Source organism: Pseudomonas sp. FP2254 (genome assembly GCF_030687695.1).
GTDB lineage: Bacteria > Pseudomonadota > Gammaproteobacteria > Pseudomonadales > Pseudomonadaceae > Aquipseudomonas > Aquipseudomonas quebecensis.
This window is the reverse complement of record NZ_CP117444.1, coordinates 1,339,126-1,362,349: the sequence shown is the minus strand read 5'-3', so window position 1 is coordinate 1,362,349 and position 23,224 is coordinate 1,339,126. Positions and strand designations below refer to the sequence as shown.

At 55.9% G+C, this 23,224-nt stretch carries 22 protein-coding genes and 3 pseudogenes; 7 read left to right on the top strand and 18 right to left on the bottom strand.

Annotated features, from left to right (window positions below):
• Positions 1 to 10: 10 nt before the first annotated feature.
• Positions 11 to 745: an XRE family transcriptional regulator gene (locus PSH94_RS06190; protein ID WP_181080545.1), complete on the bottom strand. Its 735-nt coding sequence runs from the start codon at positions 743 to 745 to the stop codon at positions 11 to 13.
• Between the two features lie 677 nt (positions 746 to 1,422).
• On the opposite strand from PSH94_RS06190, the gene PSH94_RS06185 reads away from it, so the two are divergent.
• A complete protein-coding gene (locus tag PSH94_RS06185; RefSeq protein WP_305436876.1) occupies positions 1,423 to 2,328 on the top strand; it encodes a DUF3800 domain-containing protein in 906 nt (301 codons plus the stop codon).
• 49 nt (positions 2,329 to 2,377) lie between these two features.
• Here the strand turns inward: PSH94_RS06185 and PSH94_RS06180 are convergent.
• Positions 2,378 to 3,208, bottom strand: a pseudogene (locus PSH94_RS06180) (DUF4113 domain-containing protein); the annotation flags it as partial.
• Here PSH94_RS06180 and PSH94_RS06175 point away from each other — a divergent pair.
• Positions 3,207 to 4,304, top strand: a pseudogene (locus PSH94_RS06175) (IS66 family transposase); the annotation flags it as partial. The pseudogenes PSH94_RS06180 and PSH94_RS06175 sit on opposite strands and share 2 nt — an antisense overlap.
• On the opposite strand, the gene PSH94_RS06170 reads toward PSH94_RS06175, so the two are convergent.
• Positions 4,290 to 4,889 carry a histidine phosphatase family protein gene (locus PSH94_RS06170; protein WP_102863185.1) on the bottom strand — a complete coding sequence of 200 codons (600 nt, stop codon included), beginning with the start codon at positions 4,887 to 4,889 and terminating at the stop codon, positions 4,290 to 4,292. The pseudogene PSH94_RS06175 and the gene PSH94_RS06170 sit on opposite strands and share 15 nt — an antisense overlap.
• Before the next feature lie 141 nt (positions 4,890 to 5,030).
• Between PSH94_RS06170 and PSH94_RS06165 the strand changes: the two are divergent.
• Positions 5,031 to 5,168 (top strand): annotated as a pseudogene (locus PSH94_RS06165) (transposase domain-containing protein); the annotation flags it as partial.
• 38 nt (positions 5,169 to 5,206) lie between these two features.
• On the opposite strand, the gene PSH94_RS06160 reads toward PSH94_RS06165, so the two are convergent.
• Together PSH94_RS06160 and lysA are read right to left on the bottom strand one after the other, a co-directional pair.
• On the bottom strand, positions 5,207 to 5,689 hold the full coding sequence (locus PSH94_RS06160; protein WP_305436873.1) for a GNAT family N-acetyltransferase: 483 nt from the start codon (positions 5,687 to 5,689) through the stop codon (positions 5,207 to 5,209).
• A 352-nt stretch (positions 5,690 to 6,041) separates the two neighbouring features.
• A complete protein-coding gene (lysA, locus tag PSH94_RS06155; protein WP_305436872.1) occupies positions 6,042 to 7,274 on the bottom strand; it encodes a diaminopimelate decarboxylase in 1,233 nt (410 codons plus the stop codon).
• Between the two features lie 122 nt (positions 7,275 to 7,396).
• Here lysA and PSH94_RS06150 point away from each other — a divergent pair, with 122 nt between their 5' ends.
• Positions 7,397 to 8,311 (top strand): LysR family transcriptional regulator, encoded by a 915-nt coding sequence (locus PSH94_RS06150; RefSeq protein WP_305436870.1) that lies wholly within the window; start codon positions 7,397 to 7,399, stop codon positions 8,309 to 8,311.
• A gap of 890 nt (positions 8,312 to 9,201) precedes the next feature.
• On the opposite strand, the gene PSH94_RS06145 is transcribed toward PSH94_RS06150, so the two are convergent.
• Positions 9,202 to 10,364 (bottom strand): IS3 family transposase gene (locus PSH94_RS06145; RefSeq protein ID WP_305436868.1). Its coding sequence is split into 2 segments (ribosomal slippage): positions 9,202 to 10,109 and positions 10,109 to 10,364, totalling 1,164 coding nucleotides; the frame shifts between segments, so codons are not numbered across the junction.
• Between the two features lie 541 nt (positions 10,365 to 10,905).
• Between PSH94_RS06145 and PSH94_RS06140 the strand changes: the two genes are divergently transcribed.
• Positions 10,906 to 11,631, top strand: coding sequence for a hypothetical protein (locus PSH94_RS06140; protein ID WP_305436867.1), 726 nt, complete (start codon positions 10,906 to 10,908; stop codon positions 11,629 to 11,631).
• Here PSH94_RS06140 and PSH94_RS06135 read toward each other — a convergent pair.
• Complete coding sequence (locus PSH94_RS06135) at positions 11,610 to 11,819, bottom strand: hypothetical protein (protein ID WP_305436865.1); 210 nt, start codon at positions 11,817 to 11,819, stop codon at positions 11,610 to 11,612. The two genes, PSH94_RS06140 and PSH94_RS06135, sit on opposite strands and share 22 nt — an antisense overlap.
• An 83-nt stretch (positions 11,820 to 11,902) precedes the next feature.
• On the opposite strand from PSH94_RS06135, the gene PSH94_RS06130 reads away from it, so the two are divergent.
• The gene (locus PSH94_RS06130; protein WP_305436864.1) at positions 11,903 to 12,583 is read left to right on the top strand and encodes an SOS response-associated peptidase family protein; all 681 of its coding nucleotides are present in this window, start codon (positions 11,903 to 11,905) and stop codon (positions 12,581 to 12,583) included.
• Here PSH94_RS06130 and PSH94_RS06125 read toward each other — a convergent pair.
• The 10 genes from PSH94_RS06125 to PSH94_RS06080 all read right to left on the bottom strand — a co-directional run bounded on the left by PSH94_RS06125 (position 12,580) and on the right by PSH94_RS06080 (position 22,519).
• Positions 12,580 to 13,374, bottom strand: a complete 795-nt coding sequence (locus tag PSH94_RS06125) for a DNA adenine methylase (protein WP_181081220.1) — start codon at positions 13,372 to 13,374, stop codon at positions 12,580 to 12,582. The two genes, PSH94_RS06130 and PSH94_RS06125, sit on opposite strands and share 4 nt — an antisense overlap.
• A 67-nt stretch (positions 13,375 to 13,441) precedes the next feature.
• Positions 13,442 to 13,960, bottom strand: coding sequence for a lysis system i-spanin subunit Rz (locus PSH94_RS06120; protein ID WP_286800728.1), 519 nt, complete (start codon positions 13,958 to 13,960; stop codon positions 13,442 to 13,444).
• Positions 13,957 to 14,490 (bottom strand): glycoside hydrolase family 19 protein, encoded by a 534-nt coding sequence (locus PSH94_RS06115; RefSeq protein ID WP_305436860.1) that lies wholly within the window; start codon positions 14,488 to 14,490, stop codon positions 13,957 to 13,959. Before PSH94_RS06115 ends, PSH94_RS06120 begins: the two co-directional genes overlap by 4 nt.
• A gap of 42 nt (positions 14,491 to 14,532) precedes the next feature.
• Positions 14,533 to 15,429 (bottom strand): hypothetical protein, encoded by an 897-nt coding sequence (locus tag PSH94_RS06110; RefSeq protein WP_305436858.1) that lies wholly within the window; start codon positions 15,427 to 15,429, stop codon positions 14,533 to 14,535.
• A 31-nt stretch (positions 15,430 to 15,460) separates the two neighbouring features.
• The gene (locus PSH94_RS06105) at positions 15,461 to 16,117 is read right to left on the bottom strand and encodes a hypothetical protein (protein ID WP_305436857.1); all 657 of its coding nucleotides are present in this window, start codon (positions 16,115 to 16,117) and stop codon (positions 15,461 to 15,463) included.
• Between the two features lie 325 nt (positions 16,118 to 16,442).
• Entirely contained in the window at positions 16,443 to 20,171 is a 3,729-nt protein-coding gene (locus PSH94_RS06100; protein WP_305436856.1) for a DUF1983 domain-containing protein, read from the bottom strand.
• 414 nt (positions 20,172 to 20,585) lie between these two features.
• A complete protein-coding gene (locus PSH94_RS06095; RefSeq protein ID WP_154949674.1) occupies positions 20,586 to 21,179 on the bottom strand; it encodes a tail assembly protein in 594 nt (197 codons plus the stop codon).
• A 55-nt stretch (positions 21,180 to 21,234) separates the two neighbouring features.
• Positions 21,235 to 21,657, bottom strand: coding sequence for a hypothetical protein (locus PSH94_RS06090; protein WP_122560937.1), 423 nt, complete (start codon positions 21,655 to 21,657; stop codon positions 21,235 to 21,237).
• Between the two features lie 8 nt (positions 21,658 to 21,665).
• Positions 21,666 to 21,986 (bottom strand): hypothetical protein, encoded by a 321-nt coding sequence (locus tag PSH94_RS06085; RefSeq protein WP_305436854.1) that lies wholly within the window; start codon positions 21,984 to 21,986, stop codon positions 21,666 to 21,668.
• Between the two features lie 128 nt (positions 21,987 to 22,114).
• Positions 22,115 to 22,519, bottom strand: coding sequence for a GNAT family N-acetyltransferase (locus PSH94_RS06080; RefSeq protein WP_236264696.1), 405 nt, complete (start codon positions 22,517 to 22,519; stop codon positions 22,115 to 22,117).
• A gap of 157 nt (positions 22,520 to 22,676) precedes the next feature.
• Between PSH94_RS06080 and PSH94_RS06075 the strand changes: the two genes are divergently transcribed.
• Positions 22,677 to 22,907: a hypothetical protein gene (locus PSH94_RS06075; RefSeq protein WP_236264697.1), complete on the top strand. Its 231-nt coding sequence runs from the start codon at positions 22,677 to 22,679 to the stop codon at positions 22,905 to 22,907.
• Here PSH94_RS06075 and PSH94_RS06070 read toward each other — a convergent pair.
• Positions 22,900 to 23,154: a hypothetical protein gene (locus PSH94_RS06070; protein WP_236264698.1), complete on the bottom strand. Its 255-nt coding sequence runs from the start codon at positions 23,152 to 23,154 to the stop codon at positions 22,900 to 22,902. The two genes, PSH94_RS06075 and PSH94_RS06070, sit on opposite strands and share 8 nt — an antisense overlap.
• Positions 23,155 to 23,224 lie beyond the last annotated feature (70 nt).

The window sequence follows — 23,224 nt, the reverse complement described above, 5'->3', positions numbered from 1 at the left end:
TTGAACTGGGTTAACGAGCGTACATGCCCCACCAGAACACATGGCCGAGGATACTGATCTGCTCGTCCTGGATGTCCTGGAAGCTATAGTCCTCGTCCGGATGTTCGTCACGATTGAAACTGCGCAGACGAATGCCGGAAGGCAGGCGGTAGAGCTGCTTCACACGCAACTGACCATTGTGATTGATGGCATACAAGTCACCATCAACGATGTCGCCAATGCCGCTCTTACCGGCATTCACCCCGACAGTCGCGCCATCGCGCAGCACCGGCAACATACTGTTGCCCCGCACCGTCACGCACTTGGCCTGGTCGAACTGCACGCCATTGTGCCGCAGGCTGCGCTTTCCAAAGCGCAGGCTGGCCTTCTCGCTTTCCTCGATGACGAATCTTCCTGATCCAGCAGCCAATTCAACCTCGCGCAGAAAGGGGATCGACACCTCATCGTCATTGATAGGGGTGTCGTCGTCCCACAGGCTTATGTCCTTGAGTTCCGAATGCATCGGGTCGCGCCCTTCGTCCCGCGCCGCGCCCACCGACATGCGCCCGCGCAGTTGGTCGGTGCTCACGCCGAAGTATTCGGCAATGCGGGAGATATGCTTGTCCGACGGATCGACGATCTTGCCGCTGAGGATCCGGGACAGCGTGGATTGAGGCACGCCGGTGCGCCGGTGAAGCTCCGTGGGGGAGATCCGGTCGCGGTCCAGCAGCTCTCTTAGTACGATAGAAACGTTGCGTTTTTGCATAACCGGGATAGTGAACGGAGTTTTTAACGTTGGCAAATGCTATTTTGCATATTTTATGCATAAAGGGCAGATAACCCGTAGCGCCGAGTTTGTGTTTTACCCGGCCGTTTGCGACCTGCGAAGGGCCGACCTCGCGTGTTAACCTTGCGCCCATCGCAAAAAATGCTGGGCCAAGCGCCCCCTTTGCCCCATCACTTTCAACGAATTTGCATACTACCCAATGAGTAAAAACACGTCCGACCTGTCCTCCCACACCCCGATTGTGTAGGAGTATGCGAGGGATTTCAGGCGATAGGCCCGTAATTGCTGGCTGCGATGAGAGATTGCATCAGGATGCATAAACGCATAAGTGGCATTGGTTGGCATAGATTGGCGTACAGGTTGCCCCATCTTTGCCCCATTCTCGGTGGGCAAGGCTCGACAGGAAGATCTGTCCGATGTTGATCGTAGTCGTACCCCGAAACACCGCTAGCCTGGGTTGAAGGTTGTTAGTCGGCCGCCTATCCAGTTCTGATTTACAAGCATCTACAAGGGTTGACAAGGTGATTTGCTGTGCTCAATATACGCGCACAGCCGTCGAACGGTTGACCAAAGTGTCGGTTAAGTCCGATGCAACATACTGCGCATGCAGACCACAGCCACCTTTAAGGTGGCTGTTCTATTTCTGGGGGTTGTGAATGCATATCTGCTATATCGACGAGTCCGGCGATTCACAACCCGTCCAAAGCAACATAGACGATAAGCAGCCTATGTTGATCGTTGCGGGGCTTTTTGTGGATGCGCAACGCATCAGCAGAATCACCGATGAGTTCATAAGCCTCAAACGCCGGTTCTATCCCAAGCTCTTCAAAGATGAGCGGCACGCCCTTAACGTGCTACTCAAAGAGATTAAAGGGTCGGACTTGAGGAGCGATGTAAGACGATACCCTGTGACCAATCCACGGATCGAGCATCACTTCAAATTTATCGATGGCGTTCTGAGCATATGCAAAGCTCACGGCATCAAGCTAGTAGCGCGGGTTTGGGTCAAGAAGTACGGTCAAGCTCTCGATGACCGGTCTGTCTACACCATCACCGCTCAAAACATTGCGAAGCGGTTCCAGCATTTTCTAATTGACCAAGAATCCCGTGGCATGATCATCGCGGATTTTCGTGACCCTGCGCGCAACCGGTATGTGGCTCACTCAATCTTTACTCAAAAGCACAAGCTGGGTAAAGGAGGAGATGCCTACCCCTCTATTGAGGAAGCCGCAGTCTTCGGTATCAGCGACAACCACGCCTGTCTGCAAATTGCGGACTTGATCTGTTCAACTATCCTTTACCCTATCGCTGGCCGCATTGTTTGTGATGGTACTTTCAACAACGTCCACACCCATCCAAATTACGACTCGATTGTTCAGCGATACTCCAAACGCATCAAGGCTATGCAATATAATTGCGCAGAAAACGGCCAAAGGAGGTGGGGAATTACCGTAGACGACCCGCATGGTCGCCGGACCTCAATTTTCCCCCAACCGCGACCTGTAGCGCCTACACAAGTGGCCGTGCCACTACAAGCCAGCTCCAATGATGGGGCTGTGTAGATCACACGATTCAGACAAATCCTAGATCAGGGATTTCCGAAAACTGAGACTAATCGCAGACAACCGACCAAAGCTGATCAAGCCCGGTTGTATAGCTCTGGCTCATCATCTCACGCCGCATACCCCATTCAGGGTTGACGGGCACGCTGGCTGATCGCAGTGTCCCCCTACCCCACCGTTCGTTGATTTGGTCCAGAATAGTCATCACCCGAGTTGCCTCTACCGACTGTGATTTAGCGAACAGATCATCGGTGTACTCGCCTGGCTGGCATAGGTCGATCAGCATTACCTCGGCCTTGCTATATTTGAAGCCAGATCGAAATATACGATCAAGTGCTCCCACCGCCGCCTGGGTCAGCAGGCGAACGTCGTCAGTGGGGTAAGGCATGTCTACCACTACACCATTGGCGTATTTCGCCTCCCCAGGATTGAACATCCCGGCGCGGATACAAACGCGAACCTTCTTGCACAGCGAGTTCTGGGCGCGAAGCTTCTCAGAAGCTCGCATCATGTAGGTGGCCACCGCCTCCTTGATAGGCGGCAGTTCCGTCAGTCGCTGGCCGAACATGCGACTGCAACAAATCTCCTGCTTTGGCGGATCCGGCTCGTCCAGCTCCAAGCAAGGCGTGCCGCCCAGCTCCCTGGCCGTCTTCTCGATCACAACGCTGAACTTCTTGCGGAGCGTCCATGGGTCGGCCTTAGCCAAATTCATTGCAGACTTAATGCCCATCGCATCGAGGTGAAGCTTCATCTTAAGGCCAACGCCCCACACCTCCGCCACGTCCGTATTACGCAGCACCCAGTCGCGCTTAACCGGGTCGGTAATGTTGACCACACCCCCGGTCTGCGATTGCAGACGCTTAGCGGTGTGGTTTGCCACCGTCGAACACCACGTGCGTGGGAAATGGGCCTGCCGGAAGTGCGAAACACTGATCCAGGCGCCGGTACCGCCGCAGGTGATCGACAAGGGCATCCCCACTGCCGGCCTGCTGGCACACGTGATGGTGGCCAAGTTCGCCGACCACCTGCCGCTGTATCGACAGGAAAAGATCTTCGGCCGCGCCGGCCTGGCCATCCCGCGCTCGACACTGGCGCACTGGGTGGGCCAAACCGGCGTGCAGCTTCAGCCGCTGGTCGATGCGTTGCGAGAAGCAGTGCTGGCCCAGCGCGTCGTCCACGCCGATGAAACGCCGGTACAAATGCTGGCGCCCGGCGAGAAGAAAACCCACCGCGCTTATGTCTGGGACTGCAGCACTGCGCCGTTCTCGGCCTTAAAGGCTGTTGTCTACGACTTCAGCCCCAGCCGTGCTGGCGAACATGCGCGTAACTTCTTGGGCACCTGGAACGGCAAGCTCGTCTGTGATGACTTTGCCGGCTACAAGGCCAGCTTTGAGCTGGGCATCACCGAGATCGGCTGCATGGCCCATGCACGCCGCAAGTTCTTTGACTTGCATGTAGCCAATAAAAGCCAATTGGCGGAGCAGGCGCTTCACTCGATTGGCGGGCTGTACGAAGTCGAGCGACACGCCAAGGAAATGAGCGACGAAGATCGTTGGCGATTACGCCAGGAAACAGCCGTACCCATCGCTGAAAAGCTGCATGAGTGGATGTTGGCCCAGCGTGGACTTGTGCCTGAGGGTTCGGCCACGGCCAACGCTCTGGATTACAGCCTCAAACGCTGGGTAGCGCTGACGCGCTATCTGGAAGACGGTGCTGTGCCCATCGACAACAACCAGATCGAGAACTTGATCCGGCCATGGGCGCTTGGGCGGTCGAACTGGTTGTTTGCCGGGTCGCTGCGTAGCGGCAAGCGGGCGGCGGCAATCATGAGCCTGATCCAGTCGGCGCGTATGAATAGTCATGATCCGTATGCGTATTTGAAGGACGTGCTGGCTCGTCTACCGACGCAGCGGGCAAGTGAGATTAAGGAGTTGCTGCCGCAAAACTGGCAGCAGCCCACATCACGCTATGGGTAGAGAGCGCCTCAGAGTTTCAAGATCTTGTGTAGGTATATTGAAGCTTTGCAAAAACAGCATGTTACCGTTTGAAAGCTGCCATTCGTAGAAGTCTGAAAAGTCTCCTATGGCCAGTGCTCTGACTACTTTTGCAACGAAGCCGTGTGCTACAAGCAAAACAGTTTTGGAGGGGTATTTCGATTCCAGCTCAGCTAAACCGTCTCGCACTCGTTTCACAACGTCAGAGATCGACTCACCATCGGTCGGCCCAGCATCCCAAAGTCGAGTAATGTTCTGCGACCAGAGTTGCGGATAGCGCTTCTTGGCATCGCCTTGGGTCAGCCCCTCGAAAACGCCGACATCCCGCTCTCTGAAACAGTCCATTATTTCAGGCGAGAGCTTGAGGCGTTCGTTCAGAATACTCGCGGTTTGTACCGCCCTGAGGCGTGGAGAAACGACAAGTACATCAAGGCTTGCGGGCAATTGCTCGCAAAGCGTTTGAGCTTGCTGGCGGCCCAGCGCGGTAAGCTCTGGATCAAGAGATCCAAGGTATCGATGTTCGGCATTAGCCCAGGTTTCACCATGCCGCACGATGTATAAATGCATGAAATCCGTCTCAGCGAAATATAAGAGATAGATTGTACCTTTCCATCGCCGGTGAACGCACCAAGACCGGGTTTTGGGACAGGTGTATTCCCCAGACGCTTACCAGCTGCCGGCACCAACGCCCCGATCAAGCTCATCACGATCATGAGCTTGATCCAGTCAGCGCGTATGAATGGGCATGATCCGTATGCCTATCTCAAAGATGTGCTGACGCGGTTGCCGATGCAGCGAGCGAATGCGATCACCGACCTACTGCCGCACAGGTGGATGCCCATCTAACGGTGCAACCTCTGACGGGGCACCGTATCAAGATCTGCCTAGTCGCCCAAATTAACGGCATTGCCGTTAATCCGGACGTAATAATTATCGAATTCACCGCTTTCGACAAACACGAAGCCATGGCGAGTGTAAAAACGATTTGAAGCGCTTTCTTTGAGAGCACCAACCTTAATGGGACGCCCGATTTGATCAGCCTCTCTGAAAATCTGAGTAAGAACTTCAGAGCCGATTCCTGCTCCTTGAGCACTGGGTATCACATACAAGTGGTCAAGCAGAAGCTCGCTCTGATGGTCTTTGATAACGACAAAACCGACCAGATCACCTGATACTTCTATGCGGCGTGTGCTGTTAGCGTCGAACCCACCAAGAAATCGTTCGCGCGCACGATCTGGATTAAATCGTCCAAGCCGTTCAAGGCTCTCGCGCATGGCCTCAATCCTGATGGCTACCAGATCTTCCAGGTCGTTAGTGGAAGCTGCGCATAAAACGACAGCGGAGTTTTGATCAGCGGAGGCTGGCATAACAAGCACCCTAAACATGGCCGGTCAGTCATTATAGAGAACAGAATCCGCATAACCACTACTGCCTCGGCTCAATGGAGGCGATGGCTCCATTTCAGCGTCAAGGGGATGTGTTCGCCGGACGCTTACCGCCCATCTTGATGAACGGCTTCGCGTCGTAGCTGCGCGCATTTGAGACATCTGAAGCTTGAAGGTCACTACGAGCCGTAAGTTTTTTTGAATACCAGTCATGAAGGAAGCGAGCGAACTGCGGTGAATAACATCTGGATCTGATGTCGACATCACTAGCATTGGCTAGTTTCATAAGGGCGTGAAGCGAGCACCTATCCGAGATGGAGTGGCCGCTTCATTGTCACAACTCTAGATTCAAGAGTTCCTGGACGGTCTGCCGCCGCCTTATCATGCGGTAGCTTTGGTTCTCGATCAGGAACTCCGGCAACAGGGGGCGACTGTTGTAGTTCGAAGACATGGAAGCACCATAGGCGCCCGTATCATGAATCACCAACAAGTCGCCGACTCTTGCATGGGGCAAGTCCTGGGGAGCCATCACGTGTTCATTCTGGGTGAACACATCACCAGCCTCACAGAGTGGGCCGGCCACCAGGGTGGGTTGCAGAGGACGAGACACTGGTAGGCCATCAACGTCGAGCAAAGTCATATGATGATACGAGCCATACAAGGCCGGACGCATTAAGTCATTGAAGCCGGCATCGACCAGAATAAACGTATTTCGGCCTGCCTGCTTCACAGCGCGAACCTCGGTCACGAGGTAACCCGATTCAGCCAACAGAAAGCGTCCCGGTTCGATCTCCATGCGTACAGCATGCCCAAGAATTTCCTCAATTTTTTTCCGGGCAGTATCCCAAATCCCGGCATACTGATTGATGTCGACGGGTTTGTCGGTATTTGTGTAGGGTGTAGCCAAACCTCCACCAATGGAGAAGGCCTCTATATCCCGGTCCAGCCGAGCGATGAGGTCAGTCATCGACCTAGCTACCTGCGCCAGGTGGGGGTAATCCACGCCCGAGCCAATGTGCATATGGACACCTACCAGGTGCAGCCCCCAAGTGCTAATGCAGTCGAGTGCCTCTTCCAGTTGTGCATGCCAGATACCATGCTTGCTATTTTCGCCGCCCGTGTTGGTCTTGCGGCTGTGGCCATGGCCGAATCCGGGATTAATACGGAGCCAAACCCGATGCCCTGGCGACCGTTCCCCCAACTGGTGAAGCATATCGATCGAGCCTACATTGACCTCGATCTTTGACTCGATTACGCGGGCCAAGGTCGTTTGATCCAGAAGGTCACATGTCAGCACAACACCAGCGGGATCGCCATCCACCGCCGCTCCCGCCGCGAGGGCACGTTCCACCTCCCCCCAAGAAACCGCATCGAGAACTAGCCCCCGCTCACGCATCAAGCGAAGAATATGCAGATTGGAATTGGCTTTCTGGGCGTAGCGCACCGTATCGAAGCCGTGCAGTTTTTCAATTCGATCAATAATCGTCCGAGCGTCATACGCCCAAAGTGGTGAACCATGACGGCGGACCGCAGCGGCTAACAATTCAAAAGGTGCATTAGCATTCATGAGCGTGCCTCGTTACAAGAATGCGACCAGCATGAACCGGGTGAAAGCATGATAAAAATAGCTTTTTGTCTTTATTCTATTCATATCTGATATACCCAGCTTTTTTCTTTCTAGGTCTTACCATGAAGCTATCGCTGCGCCACATCGAAATATTCCGAGCCATCATGGCGGCCGGCAGCGTTACCAATGCTGCGCGACTGCTGTTCACCTCACAGCCGACTATTAGCCGTGAACTGGCTCGATTGGAGCAGGTTGTTGGGTTGCGCCTTTTTGACCGTGAGGGGGGACGCCTGCTGCCGACAGCGCAGGCGTTACTGCTGATCAAGGAAGTCGAGCGGGCCTACGTCGGCCTGGAGCGCATTGATCGATTCGCCCAAGCAATCCGCAACTTTGAACATGGCAGGCTGGCTATCACTTCCCTGCCGCTGTTCTCTCACACCTTGCTCCCCGAGGTGTGTCAGCAGTTTCATCAGAGCCACCCGGGAGTCAGCGTGAGCATCACTGCACAGGAGTCGCCATTGCTGGAAGAGTCACTGTTGGCACAACAGCATGACCTTGGCTTGACTGAAGTCGAGCAAGTGCCACGAGGTGCTCAGGGAGAGCTTCTATTTAGCTCTAGCTTGGTTTGCGTGTTACCGAATCTACACCCCTTGTTGAACAAGCCACAACTAGAGTTGAGCGACTTTCACGAGGTGAATTTCATCAATCTAGCGAGCCTGGATACCTACCGGCAACGGTTGGATCAGCACTTCAGAGCTGCGGGGGTAAACAGGCGCACGGTCATCGAGACGACCAGCGCGGCATCGGTATGTGCCATGGTCAAACAAGGGCTGGGAGTGGCGATTATCAACCCATTGAGTGGCCTGGAAGCAGCGCACAACGGGCTGTCGATTCGACGTCTGGGCGTTAGCGTCCCCTATTCAGTCATATTGATACGGCCCGAACATAGACCGAGTTCAGCGGCAGCAGATTTGTTTTGCACGGTACTGCGCGCGAAGGCGCTAGACCTTACAGCTCGTTTGGCGAAAGGGGTTTGAAATGGCAACACGATCACGTAGAGGTCAGGTCCTCAGCGACTCACAGTAACACTGCGCCGAAAGATGCAGCTTCAAGGCTTTCGGATACCTAGCGCACGATGAAGCATTCGTATGTCCTTGGGGCATAGCTACGCGGGAAATAGGCTGCCGCAGCAGCAATACGGTTCGAGGAAATTTTAGCTGCTAAAATTCTGGGGTTTTGCTCAAAACGAGCAACCTGGAAGGATCCACCCTCATGTGATTTTAATGAAGCATTACTCACTCGCTATTTCGTTATGGTCACTTCGCCACCTCGTCGTTCCGTCATTCCGTCATTCCGTCATTTCGTCACTTCACAACCTCATAAACTCATAACCCCTTTAGTTCGTTATTTCGTTATTTCGTTATTTCGTTATTTCGTTATTTCGTTATTTCGTTATTTCGTCGATTCACTACAATGCCCTTTTGTACCTTTGTACCTTTGCGCTTACGTACTTACGTACCTACGTACTTATGTACTTATGTACTTATGTACTTATGTACTTATGTACTTATGTACTTATGTACCTATGTACCTATGTACCTATGTACCTATGTACCTTGCAGTTAAAACGTTAAAACCCATTATGCTATCGCTAGACCGCTAAAGCACTGCTAGCGGAGAGCATGACAACGCCTACGGGAGCAACCCCAACAAAAACGGCCACTATAGGGCATCGATCCCAAGCACGTGCGTAAGTGGGTGTCACTTACCCAACTTACGCCCGCAAAACAAAACAGCAACAAGCATTGACTTAAAAGCCAGCCGCGTACTAGCCTAAAAAGGACTCGGCACAAAAACAAAATCTTCGGACAACCAACAACAAGTAGATTCGCGCCATAGCTCCTACGTAGCCTCATTTATGTAGTGGTCAACTAATCCCGGACACGACGTTAAGTTTTTCCTCGGCCCGCGCTGGTGCCAACCCATCGTTGAATTGATGAGGCCGAATCCAGTTGTACCGATGCATCAAAAAATGGCTGATATCGCGCTGTGCTTCCTGCGCAGTTCGATAGCCCACGGTCGGTATCCATTCTGTTTTCAAGCTGCGAAATACGCGCTCCATCGGTGCGTTATCCCAGTAGTTTCCTCGTCGACTCATGCTTTGGCGCATGCGGTATCGCCATAACCGCTGGCGAAAGAGTCGGCTTGCATATTGCGATCCCTGGTCAGAGTGGAATAGCAGATCCGAAGGCCTGCCACGCAGCTCGTAAGCCATATCCAGCGCTTTGATCACCAGTTCAGCGTCTGGCTTTTCCGACAGCGCCCAGCCCACGATCCGACGCGTACAAAGATCCAGGACGACAGCCAGGTAATGCCACTTTCCTTGCGCCCAAATGTAGGTGATATCGCCGCACCAGACTTGATTGGGCGCAGGCACGCCGAACTCGCGGTTCAATGTGTTCGGGATATCCAGTCTTTCTACTGTTGCTCGTTTGTAGGCATGGGAGCCGGGTTGTTTGCTGACTAAATCAAGCTCGCGCATCAAGCTACGCACTTTGAATCGACCGAGTTGCTCACCGTCTTCACGCATCAGTGACAGGATGCTGCGACTGCCCGCAGAGCTGCGACTTTGCGAGAACAGCTCACTGACGCGACTCCGCAATCGAAGCCGTTCAACATCCGGCGTGCGGCGCCGCAGGCGCTGGGCGTAGTAACACGAGCGAGTGACGTCAAACACCTTGCACAGCCAATCAACCGGCTCATGTGCCCTCAACTGGTCAATCAGCGCGAACGCTCGTGATCTTCCGACATCAAGAGCGCGGTAGCCTTTTTTAGTATTGATTTCTCTCGCTCAAGCCGAGCAATCCGGGCTTCCAGCTCCTGAATTTTTTGCTGTTCCGGAGTCAGTGCCTTGCTCTGCGGGGTGACGCCTTTATGTTCTTTCTGAATCTGGTCAACCCAGCGACGCAATGCCGACTCACCAATGCCGAGCGAACGGCTGGCTTCGATGTAGCTGTAGTTTTGTTTGAGCACAAGGTCGGCAGCCTCGCGCTTGAATTCAGGAGTAAAGGAGCGGCGTTGTTTGGTCATCTGACACCTCGATCTGGCGAGCATTCTCGCCTAAATGGGTGTCCGGTTTCATTAGACCACTACACTGGGAACTCGCTTTTCATTTTGCTTTAGCCTTGGGTGATAGCTAGGTGATGGCGTCCACCTCAACATAGCCTCGACTGGCGATCTCTACCAGCCCCTATGTTAACCTCACTCAACTCAACAGAAATCTGGTCGATACCTGTTTGGATTTCGCCCCATTTCTGCCCCACTCTTTTATCAGAACCACTCTAAACCATTGATGAACAAAGCAATTTCAGACCTATCCTCCCACACCCCGATGATGCAGCAGTATGGGCTTGATCGATGCGCAAGCCGCGTTACGCGGGGCTTTTAAGGTTCCTCTGTCTAAAACTCTAGCGTCATTTTGGACGCTTTAGGAGCAATAAAACCGGGCTAACACTAGGCAGTATTAGACAGTGAACCACCCTCCCCGGCGTCCTGCCGACGAACACCACTCCCCAATCCGCGAAGCCTCGATTACTGTATGCGCATACAGTATAAATAAGCAGTCACTCAAATGGCCCCTACAGAACTCAGGAAGGAATGGCTCGCCAAATGGCGAAGAATCCTCGACGACAACGCATCCCGCATGGATAACCCCGAAGCTCATCGAACGATGTGCCGATGGGAGACTAGCGACATGCTGGAGGCAGGCGTCATTGATGAGATGGAAAAATTTGAGATGGATGAGCTGGCCGACGCGGCTTACTGGCATGCCGTTGAAGAGCTTGCCACCACTCCCGCGGGGTACACCTACGGCGGCTACTATGACGTCATTCAACGAGCGACAGCGCGGTGTGTCGGTTACATCCGTAGCAACACATATTACTCAGCCATCGGCCCAGGTGCTGCTGGGTTTGATGGAAAGGTATTTCGCGATAAGACTGACTTGCGTTTGGTGTTTCGCAGCGACAACCAGGCTTGGGCGATAAATGGGTTGGTCCTTACCGCGCCATCTGGCGAGCTGTACGACCTGGTACAGACTGCGCAATTTATCTATGGGCAGGTTTACCCAGTCATCTGCGATGCCGACACCTATCGTGCATTGGTAGATTGCGCACAGGTCGCCTTGGAAGTCCGCGATTTTGAGAGCTATCGCAAGGCCCGTCCTCTACTGCTCTCCGCGCAGTTCGCCAAGTGTGGTGCCTGCCTGGACCGATTCGGACAACGCGAGGATTGCAGCAACTGCGCAGGTAACGGCTTTGTCAGTACAGCTGTCACTCAGCCTAATTCGTCGGAATAGGCGGCGGACGCTTCCTCGACCAGCTCGCGCCATTCTCCACTGTCGATCACGCCTCGCTCCAGCATGTTGTCCGCCAGTGAGAGACGCGTTTCATAGCGATACTCGGGGCCGCCTGCTGTGAATTCGGCGTCGTTGAGCAGCGCATGCCACGCCTCCATTTCGTTGACCTGCTGTATATCGGTTGTCATGACGAATCTCCGGTACCGGTGTCTACAGTGTAGAGATCGGCCGGGGAGCGGCTGTTCATCAAGCCCGACGAGCGGAGACAGTTATGTGCGGACGCCTTTCACAGTACAGCGGCATTCATGACTTCGTTGCGGCCCTCAGCATGCCTAACGCCATGGTCAACTCGGTTGGCGAGCTGCCCTTGGAACGATACAACGTCGCCCCCACCACCCAAGTCGCCCTGCTCCATGTACAGGGCGAATTGCTGCTTGCTGATCCAGTGCGCTGGGGATGGCGACCGCACTGGGCCAAGGACCGCGCGGCGCCGATCAATGCGCGCGTCGAGAAAGTCGCCCACGGCCCGTTCTTCCGGGCGATCTGGCCGCACCGGGCAATCACACCGATCAATAACTGGTTTGAATGGGTCGATGAAGGAGGCCCGAAGAAGCAGCCCTACCTGATCCGCCGGCGCGACGGGGCTCCGATCTACTGCGCAGCTATCGGCCAGCTGCCCAACGCTGACGAAGGCGCAGGTGAGCATGACGGCTTCGTGATCATCACCGCCGACAGCGCGGGCGGAATGGTGGACATCCACGACCGGCGGCCCGTAGTGCTGAATCCTGAACTGGCCCGTGAATGGCTGGCCCCGGCCACGCCCAAGGAACGCGCCGAGCAGATGGTACTGCACCAGGGCGAGCCGTCCGAGGTGTTCGAATGGTTCAAGGTCGACCCGGCCGTGGGCAATGTGCGGAACAAGGGGCCCAACCTGATACAGCCTGCACCCTAGAACAGCCCGCCGAGGTCGGAGGGTTTCCAATTCATGATCACAAGCTCGCCGCTGACCTCGGCTTTTCCCTGGCGCTGATTGGCGGTGCTGTAGCGGATTTCCAGCGTTTCAAAGTGGAACCCTTCAAACACCCGCCGAATATCAGGATGATCGTTAATACTCACCATGACCTTGCCTTTGCAACGACGCATGAAGTCGGCCATTCGCTCATAGTTTTCGAACGGAAAGTCCACCCCGTAGCCCGCGGTCTGCCAGTAAGGTGGGTCCATGTAGTGGAAGGTGTGGGGCCGGTCGTAGCGTTCGGCGCATTCGAGCCATCCTAAGTTTTCGACATAGGTTCCGGAGAGGCGCTGCCAGGCTGCGGAAAGGTTCTCTTCGATCCGCAACAGATTAATAGCCGGGCCCGTAGTGGCAGTGCCGAAGGTCTGGCCGCTGACCTTCCCGGCGAAGGCATGGTGCTGCAAGTAGAAAAAACGGGCAGCTCGCTGGATATCGGTGAGGGTTTCCGGTCGGGTCATTTTCTGCCACTCAAACACTTGGCGCGAGCTCAGGGCCCATTTGAATTGGCGTACGAACTCCTCCATGTGGTTCTGCACAACCCGGTACAACGTCACCAGGTCGCCATTGATATCGTTGAGAACTTCGACCGGGGCGGCCTGAGGGCGCATGAAGTAAAGCGCAGCACCACCAGCAAACACTTCAACGTAGCATTCGTGCGGTGGGAACAGAGGAATAAGGCGATCAGCCAAGCGACGCTTGCCGCCCATCCATGGAACAATTGGGTTTGTCATTTTTGCAATCCTTTGCAAAGTGGGTGTTTGTTGGGGTCATGCTAATTTTTGCGACCGGGAATCTATGTCAGGGCGCAATGGCCCTGACATACGCCTGGCACGCCCGCAGCGCGATCAATCCTTGGTCGCCGGCATCGGTGATGGCGATAATTCGTTGAGCATGCGCTGGGTCAAGTTGGGCTCGACGCGTTGCATGAACCACGCCGACGGCGCCGGCGGCGGTAGGCATGTTGCAGCCACTGGCTGTATCCGCTGCGTCGACAAGGACTGACAGCCGCACATCAGCAGTGGCAAGGCGATCGCGCAGAGCAGCTTGGGTACGTTGGACATCGGATAATTCCTTGGTGTGTTGTTGGTCCTGGATGGCGAGCTGTTGCTCGGTGGCCAGTCGCTTGCTCTGATCGGCGCGGGCCTGGGCGGCAGCGGCCATGCTGATCCTGGTCAGATCTTCTTGATGCAGGCCGGCCTGCTCGGATAGCTTCTTGCCCATCCGCCAGTCCTGCACCTGCCAGGTCACGCCCGCGGCGCCAGCCATTAGCACCAATACCAGCAGCACCAGGCCAGCCAGCTTCTGCACCGGCGTCATGCCAGCACCTTCAGCGCTTTGTCGTACAGCGCCTGTCGGTCGTCCTGGCCGGTCAGCCCACCATTGATCCGCCGGGTGATCTTCGCGAACTGCCCCTGATCCGCCAGCGTGTTCAAGCCCTTGGTCGACCAGAACCAGGCCGCTGACATGGCGGCGTGCTGGGGCAGCTCAAGCAATTCAGGCTTGTTGATCAGGTCCAGGCCCAGGGCCTCGCCGCACGCGGCATAGTTGGCGCGCCCGGTGACCTGGATCAGGCCACGCCCGCGGAACTTGGAGCCGTCTCCCTTCACGGTGTTGCCCAGATCGGCACGACCTTCGTACCCGGCCTGTTGCTTCGTCGGCCCCCAAATCTCTCGCACGTATCGCAACTGGCCCGACTCATGCCCGACCTGAGCGATGAATGCTGCGATGCGCAGCGGGATCACGATCGCGTGCCGGCCCATGGCCGCATTCAACACAGGAGCAAAAACGCCGGCATTGCGGCCGGCGTTTGGGAGTATCTGCAGCAACTGCTGCTCGGTGATCGGCATGGCCTTCTCCAGGCGTAAAAAAGCCCGCTCGGTGGCGGGCTACTATTCTTCGATTGCGGTCATGGGCGGTGGCGATTCAGCCTTGGGCATCTCGAGCCGCACATCGATCCAGCTGTTGAGGGGCACGTCCATAGGTGCGCCACGACCTGGAACCATCTCGCCGTCATCGCTAAGCGTCCAGCGCTGCTTGAATAGCCGGACCACAATGGAACCGTCGTCCGCTTGCTGACTATCCGTGATGCCCAGCATGCGGCCGCCATCTGGCGAGCTTGGGTCGTGCGTTCGCCAGCCTTCCAGGGCAAGCCCCAGGCTTCCGGTTACGCGGTACTCACCGACGCTCAATCGTTCAACCGAAACGCCGTAAGCCTGATCATTCGCCACTCCCCAGCTGCCAGCGGGCTCAAAGGTGCTTTCCTGCAAATCAAGGCGATTGCTGTCAGCAACGTTTGCGATGCGCACGATTGGCGATGCTGCTGAAAGCGCGCCACCCGAGCCTCTGGTAGTGTTGCCGTCGTGGTAGATCTTGCGCCATGGATCGCCACCACCGTTCTGAGCAATCGTGCGAAACATCAGGTTCATGCTGTTTCCTGTGACCACTTGAGCCACCAGGTCCATCGCACAATTCTGGAATGGGTATTGCGCTCGAATGCCCGACCAATAGGCGCCTCCTGGCGGCACCACGGTAGTATTGTCGCCGTAGTTAATAAAATGGCTGCCCTGCTCGGCAAACGCAGAGTTACCAGCCATTGGCGCGGGCGAGCCCACGTCCTGAATATTGCCTACCAGAAGACCCACGTTGCGATTTGAAGCTGTACCCAACAAAGCATTGCGCGCATACAGCTCTGTCGTCATCGCGTTGATCTTCACGCCAGTGGTACGCGTGGTGTCTCCACCGGCACCGGTTGGCGCCGTGCCGAGGTTGATTTCTTGTCTTGCCATAAATTAAAGCCTCTTCAAATTAATTAAAAATTCAACTAACCGGCTTGGCGAAAACCACCGGATTATAGAGCGTACTTGATATATCAACCCCGACGACTTGCATCACCAATCGGTCATTGTTGTACTGCCAGACTGCATACATATTCCCTTGTCTAGATGTGAGCCCAGCAACATCCATAGCAATGTTGTTCAAGAGCATATAGTCGCCAGTTGCCAGGCTGGATGGAGCCGTCCAACTTAGTCGCGTTTGTCCTTGAGGATCTTGAACTGCCCCAAGATAAGACCAACTGCTAATAGTCCTCGTGAATTGCGCGCACGGAGTACCATTGTCAAAAAGCAACTTCCCGCTGCCGTCCCAAAGACGAAAACCGTACTTTGCGGTTGGCACCGACTTGAAAGCGGCAGCAAACCAGCTTCCTGAGGTGGCTTGACCAACTACCCCAGAAAATGAAAAACCAGTCCATGCTCCCTGAGAGCCACGAACCAAACAAAAACAAAATGTGTTTGATTGGCTTGGTCGAACGAATATTAAGGGAGGCTCATCGGTGGTAATGGTTTTGGCGAATGGCACATAAACTCCAGCGCCTGTACCGCTCCACGCGCCCTTTTCCAAGACGGTCAGCCTGGAGAACTCAGAATCAAGCGTTACGACGTCAGAGCCATTTGTGAACCTCATTCCGTAAGGCATCACCTATACCTCATTACAAGTAGTCTTTGCGTAGTAGTACCAAGAGGACCGTTTGAGCTTTGTCTATTGCCGAACCAAACCCTAACTATTCCATTTAATACCTCAGGAATAAAACCGATAGCGCTATTGAACTGCGCGCCGGTATCGTAAGCACCGACTGGAATGCAAACTGCCGAATACTTGGTAGGTTCAACACCAGACACTGATATATCAATGAATCTACCAGCCGACTTTGGGACCAGGGCAGAATAGATAACTCCGACTGTAAAGGAGTTCTCATCAAGCTCTAGAACACCAGTAGGCCCCCAAATCCTTATCCCATAGCTCATGAAGGGAAATACCCCCACTGGTAGCGGCGCTGGTTATTCTCGTCAAATACCGTGCCGCCAGCGTTGTTAATAACCTGCCGCGCCTGACCGGCCCCCAATGAACTGTTGATCTCAAACGTTCCGTCGAAGAACAACTTCCATCCCGTCTGCCCGGCAACATAGTTGTTCGACTGGATGTAGTTACCGATTTTCGCATTTGTGATCGTGCCGTCCTGTATAAACGCGGCCTTGATGAAGGTCTGCCCGCCCTGCACAGCGAACGGCACCGTGCCGGCCTGCCCAATGGCGAAGCGGTCGGCGTCGATGATGAACTGCGACTGCAGGCCACCAGGCCCATTCTCCAAGCCCAGGCCGATCCCGGCGTACTTGTAAAGGCCGGTGGCGGTTTCGTACTGCATGCGCACCGACCAGTTCGCAGTGACCTTGCCGTCGACCGTATGAATGGCCGTGGTGTTGGTCTGAATGGCCAGAGTGTTGCCGTTCACGGACGTTTTAACCGTCTCGATGCTGGACGACAGGGCGCCGTCGGCATTGATGCGTGCGGTTTGCTCGCTGACGATCGCCGCAGCGTTAGCCGCAACGCTAACCTCCACCACATCCGTGCGCTGGCCCTGCGCCAGGTCGCCCTCAATGAGAGCGGACTGAGTGGACCACACACCGACGTAGCTGGCCTCCGAGCCCATCAGCGCGCTGTCGTCGCCCTGGAGCGGCGGGTTGACCTGCAGGTAAATGCCGTCGACCCGCTGCGCCGTGGTGGTGACCTTGCCGTCGAGCGTGGTCACCGTGGCCTTTAGGGTGCTAAGCCCGCTGGCCGTTGCGGTGACGCCGGTGACAGGATCGTTTACCGTGGCCTTCACGGCGTTCAGCTGCGAGGCCTGGGCGGTGATGTCCTGGCCGTGCTGGTTAATCGTCGCCGAGTTCTGTTGAACCTGGGTCACCAGGGCGTTGACAGTCTGCGTGACGGTGCCGATGTCGGTCCAATAGGTGGCGTTCGGCGGCGGGTTATTCGCCGGCACCGGGCCGTTGGCCTGGTACAGGTGCTGGCCCACGCGAACGATGTCGTTCAGCGCGTACGCCTTGGATGGCACGTACTCCAGCGCATCGACAACCTCCCCGATCAGGTGCTCCAGCTCATCCTTGGCCGCGTCAATGCGACCATTCACAGAGCCTGGACCGTTTCCGTCGATCAGGTCGATTCGGTCCTTCAGGTGCTGACCAAGGGCGGTTTCGTCAATCTGCCCTTTGATCTGCTCAAGAATCGGCCCAGCGTCCGAGCTGGCTTGACCCATAACTCCATTGACCACCGGGTAGAACGGCCCAATGTTGCCGGTGCGGTCCACCAGGCGCGCCCAGAAGAACAGGGTTGCGCCAGCGAGCAGCGACTGCATGCGGTAATCGGCCTGCGGATACGCCAGATCGGCCAGCTTGGTCGCCGCCGCCAGGTTGTTCGCCGGGCCATACCAAAGCTCGGTACGCTGGGTGTCCTCGGCACCGGCGGGGAAGCCCCACTTGATGCTGATACCGAAGAGTTCGCTTTTAGTGGTCAGGGATGACACCGCAGGCGGTAGGCCAACCTTCCCTTGCAGGTCGGTGAGGACGGAGTTTTTCCACACCGACGAGATGTCGAACGCGCTCACCGCGCGCACACGGGCCAGATAGGCGCCCGAGTAGATGCCGGTGACGTCGACGCTCGTGGAGCCGGTGCGCTGCACCTTGATCCAGTTTCCGCTGTCTTTGCGCCACTCCACGTCATACGCGACGGCGCCGGTGACGGCCGGCCACGAGATGTTCATGGTGCTGATGGCGATGCCCTGATTCACCGAGTAGCTCGACGTCAACGTGACGCTGGCCGGTGCCGGTACCACCGTGATCGGAATCACGCTGATCGGGCGCTCTTCCAGACGCGCGCCGGTGTCGATGTGAGCAAACTTGCTCGGATCGTACTGAACTGCCGAGATCTCAAACACGCCTGGCTCTGGCCGGGCCACACTCACCACGCGGTAGAGCGGAATGGCCAGGTCGTCAGCATCCAGCGCCCACACCAACTCGCGCTCAGGCGGCACGGAATAGGCGACGGTCACGGTGACCTGCCGGCCACTGACAAGCTGAACCGTGCGACCCTCGCACTTGCCGTCGGGCAGGTTGAGGATCAGCCGGTCGCCGGGCTTGGCCTGGGTGTCGCGGTCCAAGGTTATGACCTTGCCATTCACCGCCGATATGCGCCCACCCACAGGCCGGCCGGCAATAAGCTCGTCAGCGATCGGGATTACATACCCAGGCAGCGGGATACGCCCGTCCATACCGACCCTGAAGGTAACCGCTCGATCCTTGGAGTTGGTGAGCAGCGCCCACTTACCGCGGCGCTGAGCCTCGGATTCGCGGGTGCAACCGATGGCACTGATCTCCAGCGGGTTGTCGCCGTAGCGCCGCTGCAGCTTCTGGTCGGTTACCACAGTAACGTCGGTGTCGTAGTTGTTCAGGGGGTTGTCGTAGCTGATCAGAGCCCGCGTGTAACGGGTTCGCTCCGATGCGCTCGAATAGGTGAACTTGCCGTCGATGACGTTCGCACGGGTGTAGGCGAAATCGAAGTCAGTAGCGCGCGGCATATCCGCCAGCGTGAACACTTGGCCCTGGGCCCAATAAGTCATGCCCCGATAGATGGTGGAGATGTCGCGCAATAGCGACCAAGCGTCAGCCTTGCTCTGCAGGTTCAGGTTGCAGATGAAGCGCGGCTCTTGGCCGCCCTTTCCGTCCGGCACCATTTGATCGCAGTACTGGGAGATGCGGTAGAGCTCCCACTTATCCACCATCCACGGCTTGATGCGACGGCCGAGGCCGAAACGGTCGTTCGTGGTGATGCCGTAAGTGTGCCAAACAGGGTTATCGGTCCAGGCCTCTTTGAACGTTCCGTCCCAGACACCCGTGTAGGTGCGCGACCTGGTGTCGTAGTTGCTCGGGACCTGCCATTTACGACCATCGCATTCGATCGTCACCGCAGGGATGCTGCGGAACTGCTCGGCAGAAAATTCGATGTAAAGCAGCGCGGTGTTCGGGTATCGAATCTTCGCGTCGATCACCTCGGTGAAGCCGGCAATCTGCATGGTGTCGGAGATTTTATTGTTGTTCTGGTTGGCCGTCAGTCGAGTGATGCGCAGCAGCCACCCGGTTGTCGCGCGCGGCAAATTGATGCGGCGTGTTCGCTCGTACAGGCTGGTTGTCTTGCCGGACACGGCCTCGTTCAAAACCTCCTGGTACGTGCCACCATCCGTTGCGAGTTCGACTTTATACCCGATCGTGTAGCCGTTGATGTTGCCGCCTAAATCAACCGATTGGAGCGCAGGCCAAGCAAAGCGCACACGTACAGCTGAGAGCTGGGTATTGTTGATTGCTCGAACCCAAGGTGTGCCGCTGCGCAGTTCGGTGCTGATGGTTGTTTCGTTCTCGACCGATGGGATGCCCTGAATATAGGACTGGTCCACAGCCCCGCTGCGCCATTCCCATTTCACGTTCGGGAAGTTCATGTTTCCCTGCGGGTCTTGCAGCGGCGTGTTATCGAGAAAGATGTCCTTCGCGGTAGGGGCACCGTCAAACTCGCCCTCACCCACAGCAATAAGCATTTTCGCAATGGCGACTGAGCGCAGGCTCTCTGGTGCCTCGGTTGGGGTTTTAGGCTTTTCGGAACCGCCCTTGGCGCCATAAACATCGATTTTGCGTGCTGCGCCCATGCTTTTCTCCAGGCAATAAAAAACCGCCTCGTGGGCGGTGTGTTGGCATTTGTATGTCGGCAACGGTGCTGGACTTGGCGCGAGAAGCCCTTACCATGGGAGCTCCACTCAGCTTTCAAGGAAGTAACCGCTGATGAATAAAGCCCCCACCTGGCTACGCACAACTTTTTCGATACCGGTTTACGCAGTGTCAGTCGGTTTTTGGATTTTCACCGTATATATGTTCGTCACCACAGTGAAAATGCTTACCACATTTATGACGCCTGAACTCATCGGAGCACGAATTTTCGACTTCTTCGTGGTTGTCGTATTGGCGGCTATCGGTAACGGACTATGGAAGCTCGCTAGATACATTCGAACATCTAACTTTAGGAAACAGCCAAGGCCGACCACAGCCAATCTTCCGTAACATCCCTACATCTGGTCTTCGGCGTAAATGGCGGCACTGATGATCGCACCACCCCAGCGCCGGCGACCGGCACACAGCGACACAGGATTGCCGGAGGCCGTGGTGTTCTTGGCGCTGCCGAAGGCGTAGCCGGGGGTGTTCTCGGGCGCTGCGCTGGTCTTGAGGCCGCCGGCCTGGGGGCTGAGCATCTGGATAACGCCGCCGGCGACAAGGCCGATGCCGGCGCCAATAAGCGGTGTGCCGAAGGGGGTCGCGGAAAAAATGACGCCCACAACGATCAGTATCGCGCCAACGATGGTCTGAAGGATGCCGCCTCGCTTGCTCCCCACCACCACGGGTGCAATACGAATGTCGCCGGCTCCGCTGTAGTTCAGCTCCTTTTCACCGATGTTGCGCTTGTCGCGAAACACCGCGAACTCAAGCCCGCGCGACTTGGCGTTAGACAGGAACCGCTCGAACCCAGGGATCTGCACGCATAGTGCCTTGATGGCCTCGGCCGGCGAGTTTACCGCGAGCCTGAAGGACTTCCCAAACTGCCGGAGTTGCCCATGCAGACGAATGGTGGTCATCGGTTGGTAGTTGATGGCTGAGCTATGCACAACTTTCTCCAGGCATAAAAAAACCGCCCGGAGGCGAATTCAAAGTTTTCTTGATTCAGTTGTAATCGACATAAGGCCCTATGTAGAACCCGGCCATGTCGCCGCTGATACGGTACAGGCTTTCCTTGCCTGGCTGCACCGTTGCTGCGATGGTGCGAATTGCAGCGCCCGCGCACAAGCCAGAGCCAGCCAGGCCTGCGCCGAGATTGGGCGACCCCGGCGGAAGGTAGAATGTGGCCCGCTGACCAGTTCCGATTTTTGCAGCCCTGCGCCCGTCGACATAAACAACGATGTCGCAGCCAGAACCGACCGCGCCGGAGTCGCGCACCACGGTGATTTTTCCGCTCTCGCCAGCTGGTTTAGTCTGGAAGGCATAAACCTCGTCCGACGGGACCGGCTTCGCATCACGCACCGAAATCGCCGATGAGGCGCATCCCGCCAGCATCGCCACCGCTACAGCCGCTATCAAAATCCGCATGCCCACTCCTAAAAATTTGACTCGCCGAAAGTGGAGAATTTGAACGATATTTTATCGTCACCGACATCTCTCATTTCAAAGCGAATTCTGTCGAGCCCATTATCCACCCGAGATGCTTCAAGGCGCATGAACTGGGTCAGGCCACCACCGAATCCGTTCAACTCAAGAGCGCTGATATCATGAAAAATGAGCGACACCGCATTCAAGCCTGGCGCAGTGGCAGACAGCGTCAAAACCAAATCGTATTTGAATTCGTCGAATTTGATGTCGACCGACATTACGCAGTCATGCCCACGCAGCAGATCGTTTAAGCGATCAAGCTTATCCATGTGTCAACCCGTACGGGGTAAGTCTTGACGCCATGTCCATGTCGTTCCCTCTTTGGTTTGGCTGGACTGTAGCACTGAGGGGCAGATGCAAAAAGCCCAGCGCGGGGCTGGGCTTCCTAAGTGAAACATTAAATGGCGTATGTAAAGTTCTTTCCACCAAAGTGAGCTGTCTCTGGGAAGCCGGCAAATACCTTCTTCCAGAAAGCTTCGGCCCCTGGTAGCACCTCAATGCTCACGTCTCGGATCCCGTCCTCCCGCAACATCCCGATCAGCTGCTGCATAGCGGAGAAGCCTACCCCGATTCCGCGAAATGGGCCGAAGACAACTAGTGGGAAGATTTCATTGCCGCCAGCTCTGAACGTGCAGAAACCGGCATATTTGCCACCATGCAAGATCGCAAGCACAGTTTCGCCCAGAACTTCAGATCCATTGCGCACCGCCCGAATACTGTTATTGGTGTCTTGCTCTAACAGATTTTGAAGCCTCGCAATTTCAATCTCCGTGGCAACCCGCAGCAAAGTTCCGCTGACCATTTCAGTGCTCCTAGCAAAAGATGGCACTTTAGCACTATACAGCAGAGCGATGGAAAGCCCCCTGTCCACCCATCCAGCCTGGACGCAAACCCAGTAACGGGATTGGATTCAGCCGTAGTAGCTTTGCGCCTTCATATACAGCAGCCAGGGATAGGGCATGTCAATCAGAAGCCTCGCAAAGAATCTACCTGCAGACCCAGACATGCCTGGGTGGGTACTGGGATGGGCAGTGGGCCGTAATGATCCATGGAGCTTTATTGACATCTACGCCGACAAGCATGTCGCGGAGATAGAGGCCGAGCGCCTGGGTAATGGCCACACTGTGAGGTATGGGTCGCACAGGCTCGGAACCGATGAGTTCATGGGCGGTGGCGAAGAGCCTAGATAGCGGCTGCCTGCGCCAAGCCAAAATCAATTCTACCCGGACCAGATACAAGCGCAGCCTGAAGCCCTGACTTGCCATGGTAGCTGCGGCTGTAGCCGCCTTTGCTCTGGCACTTGCCGGAAAATTTCACGCGATCCATCTCGACACCGCCATCAAGAATGGCGACTTCGGCTTCAGCGCCGCAGATACCGCCACCGGTGATGGTGAAGAGGTCATGAATGGTCAGCATGTAGCGGTGTATGATTTGCATGTGGCCCTCCGAGCTTAGATCATCGTCGTGGATAAAGAACTGTCTGCCACGCAGACATAAGGAACCTCGT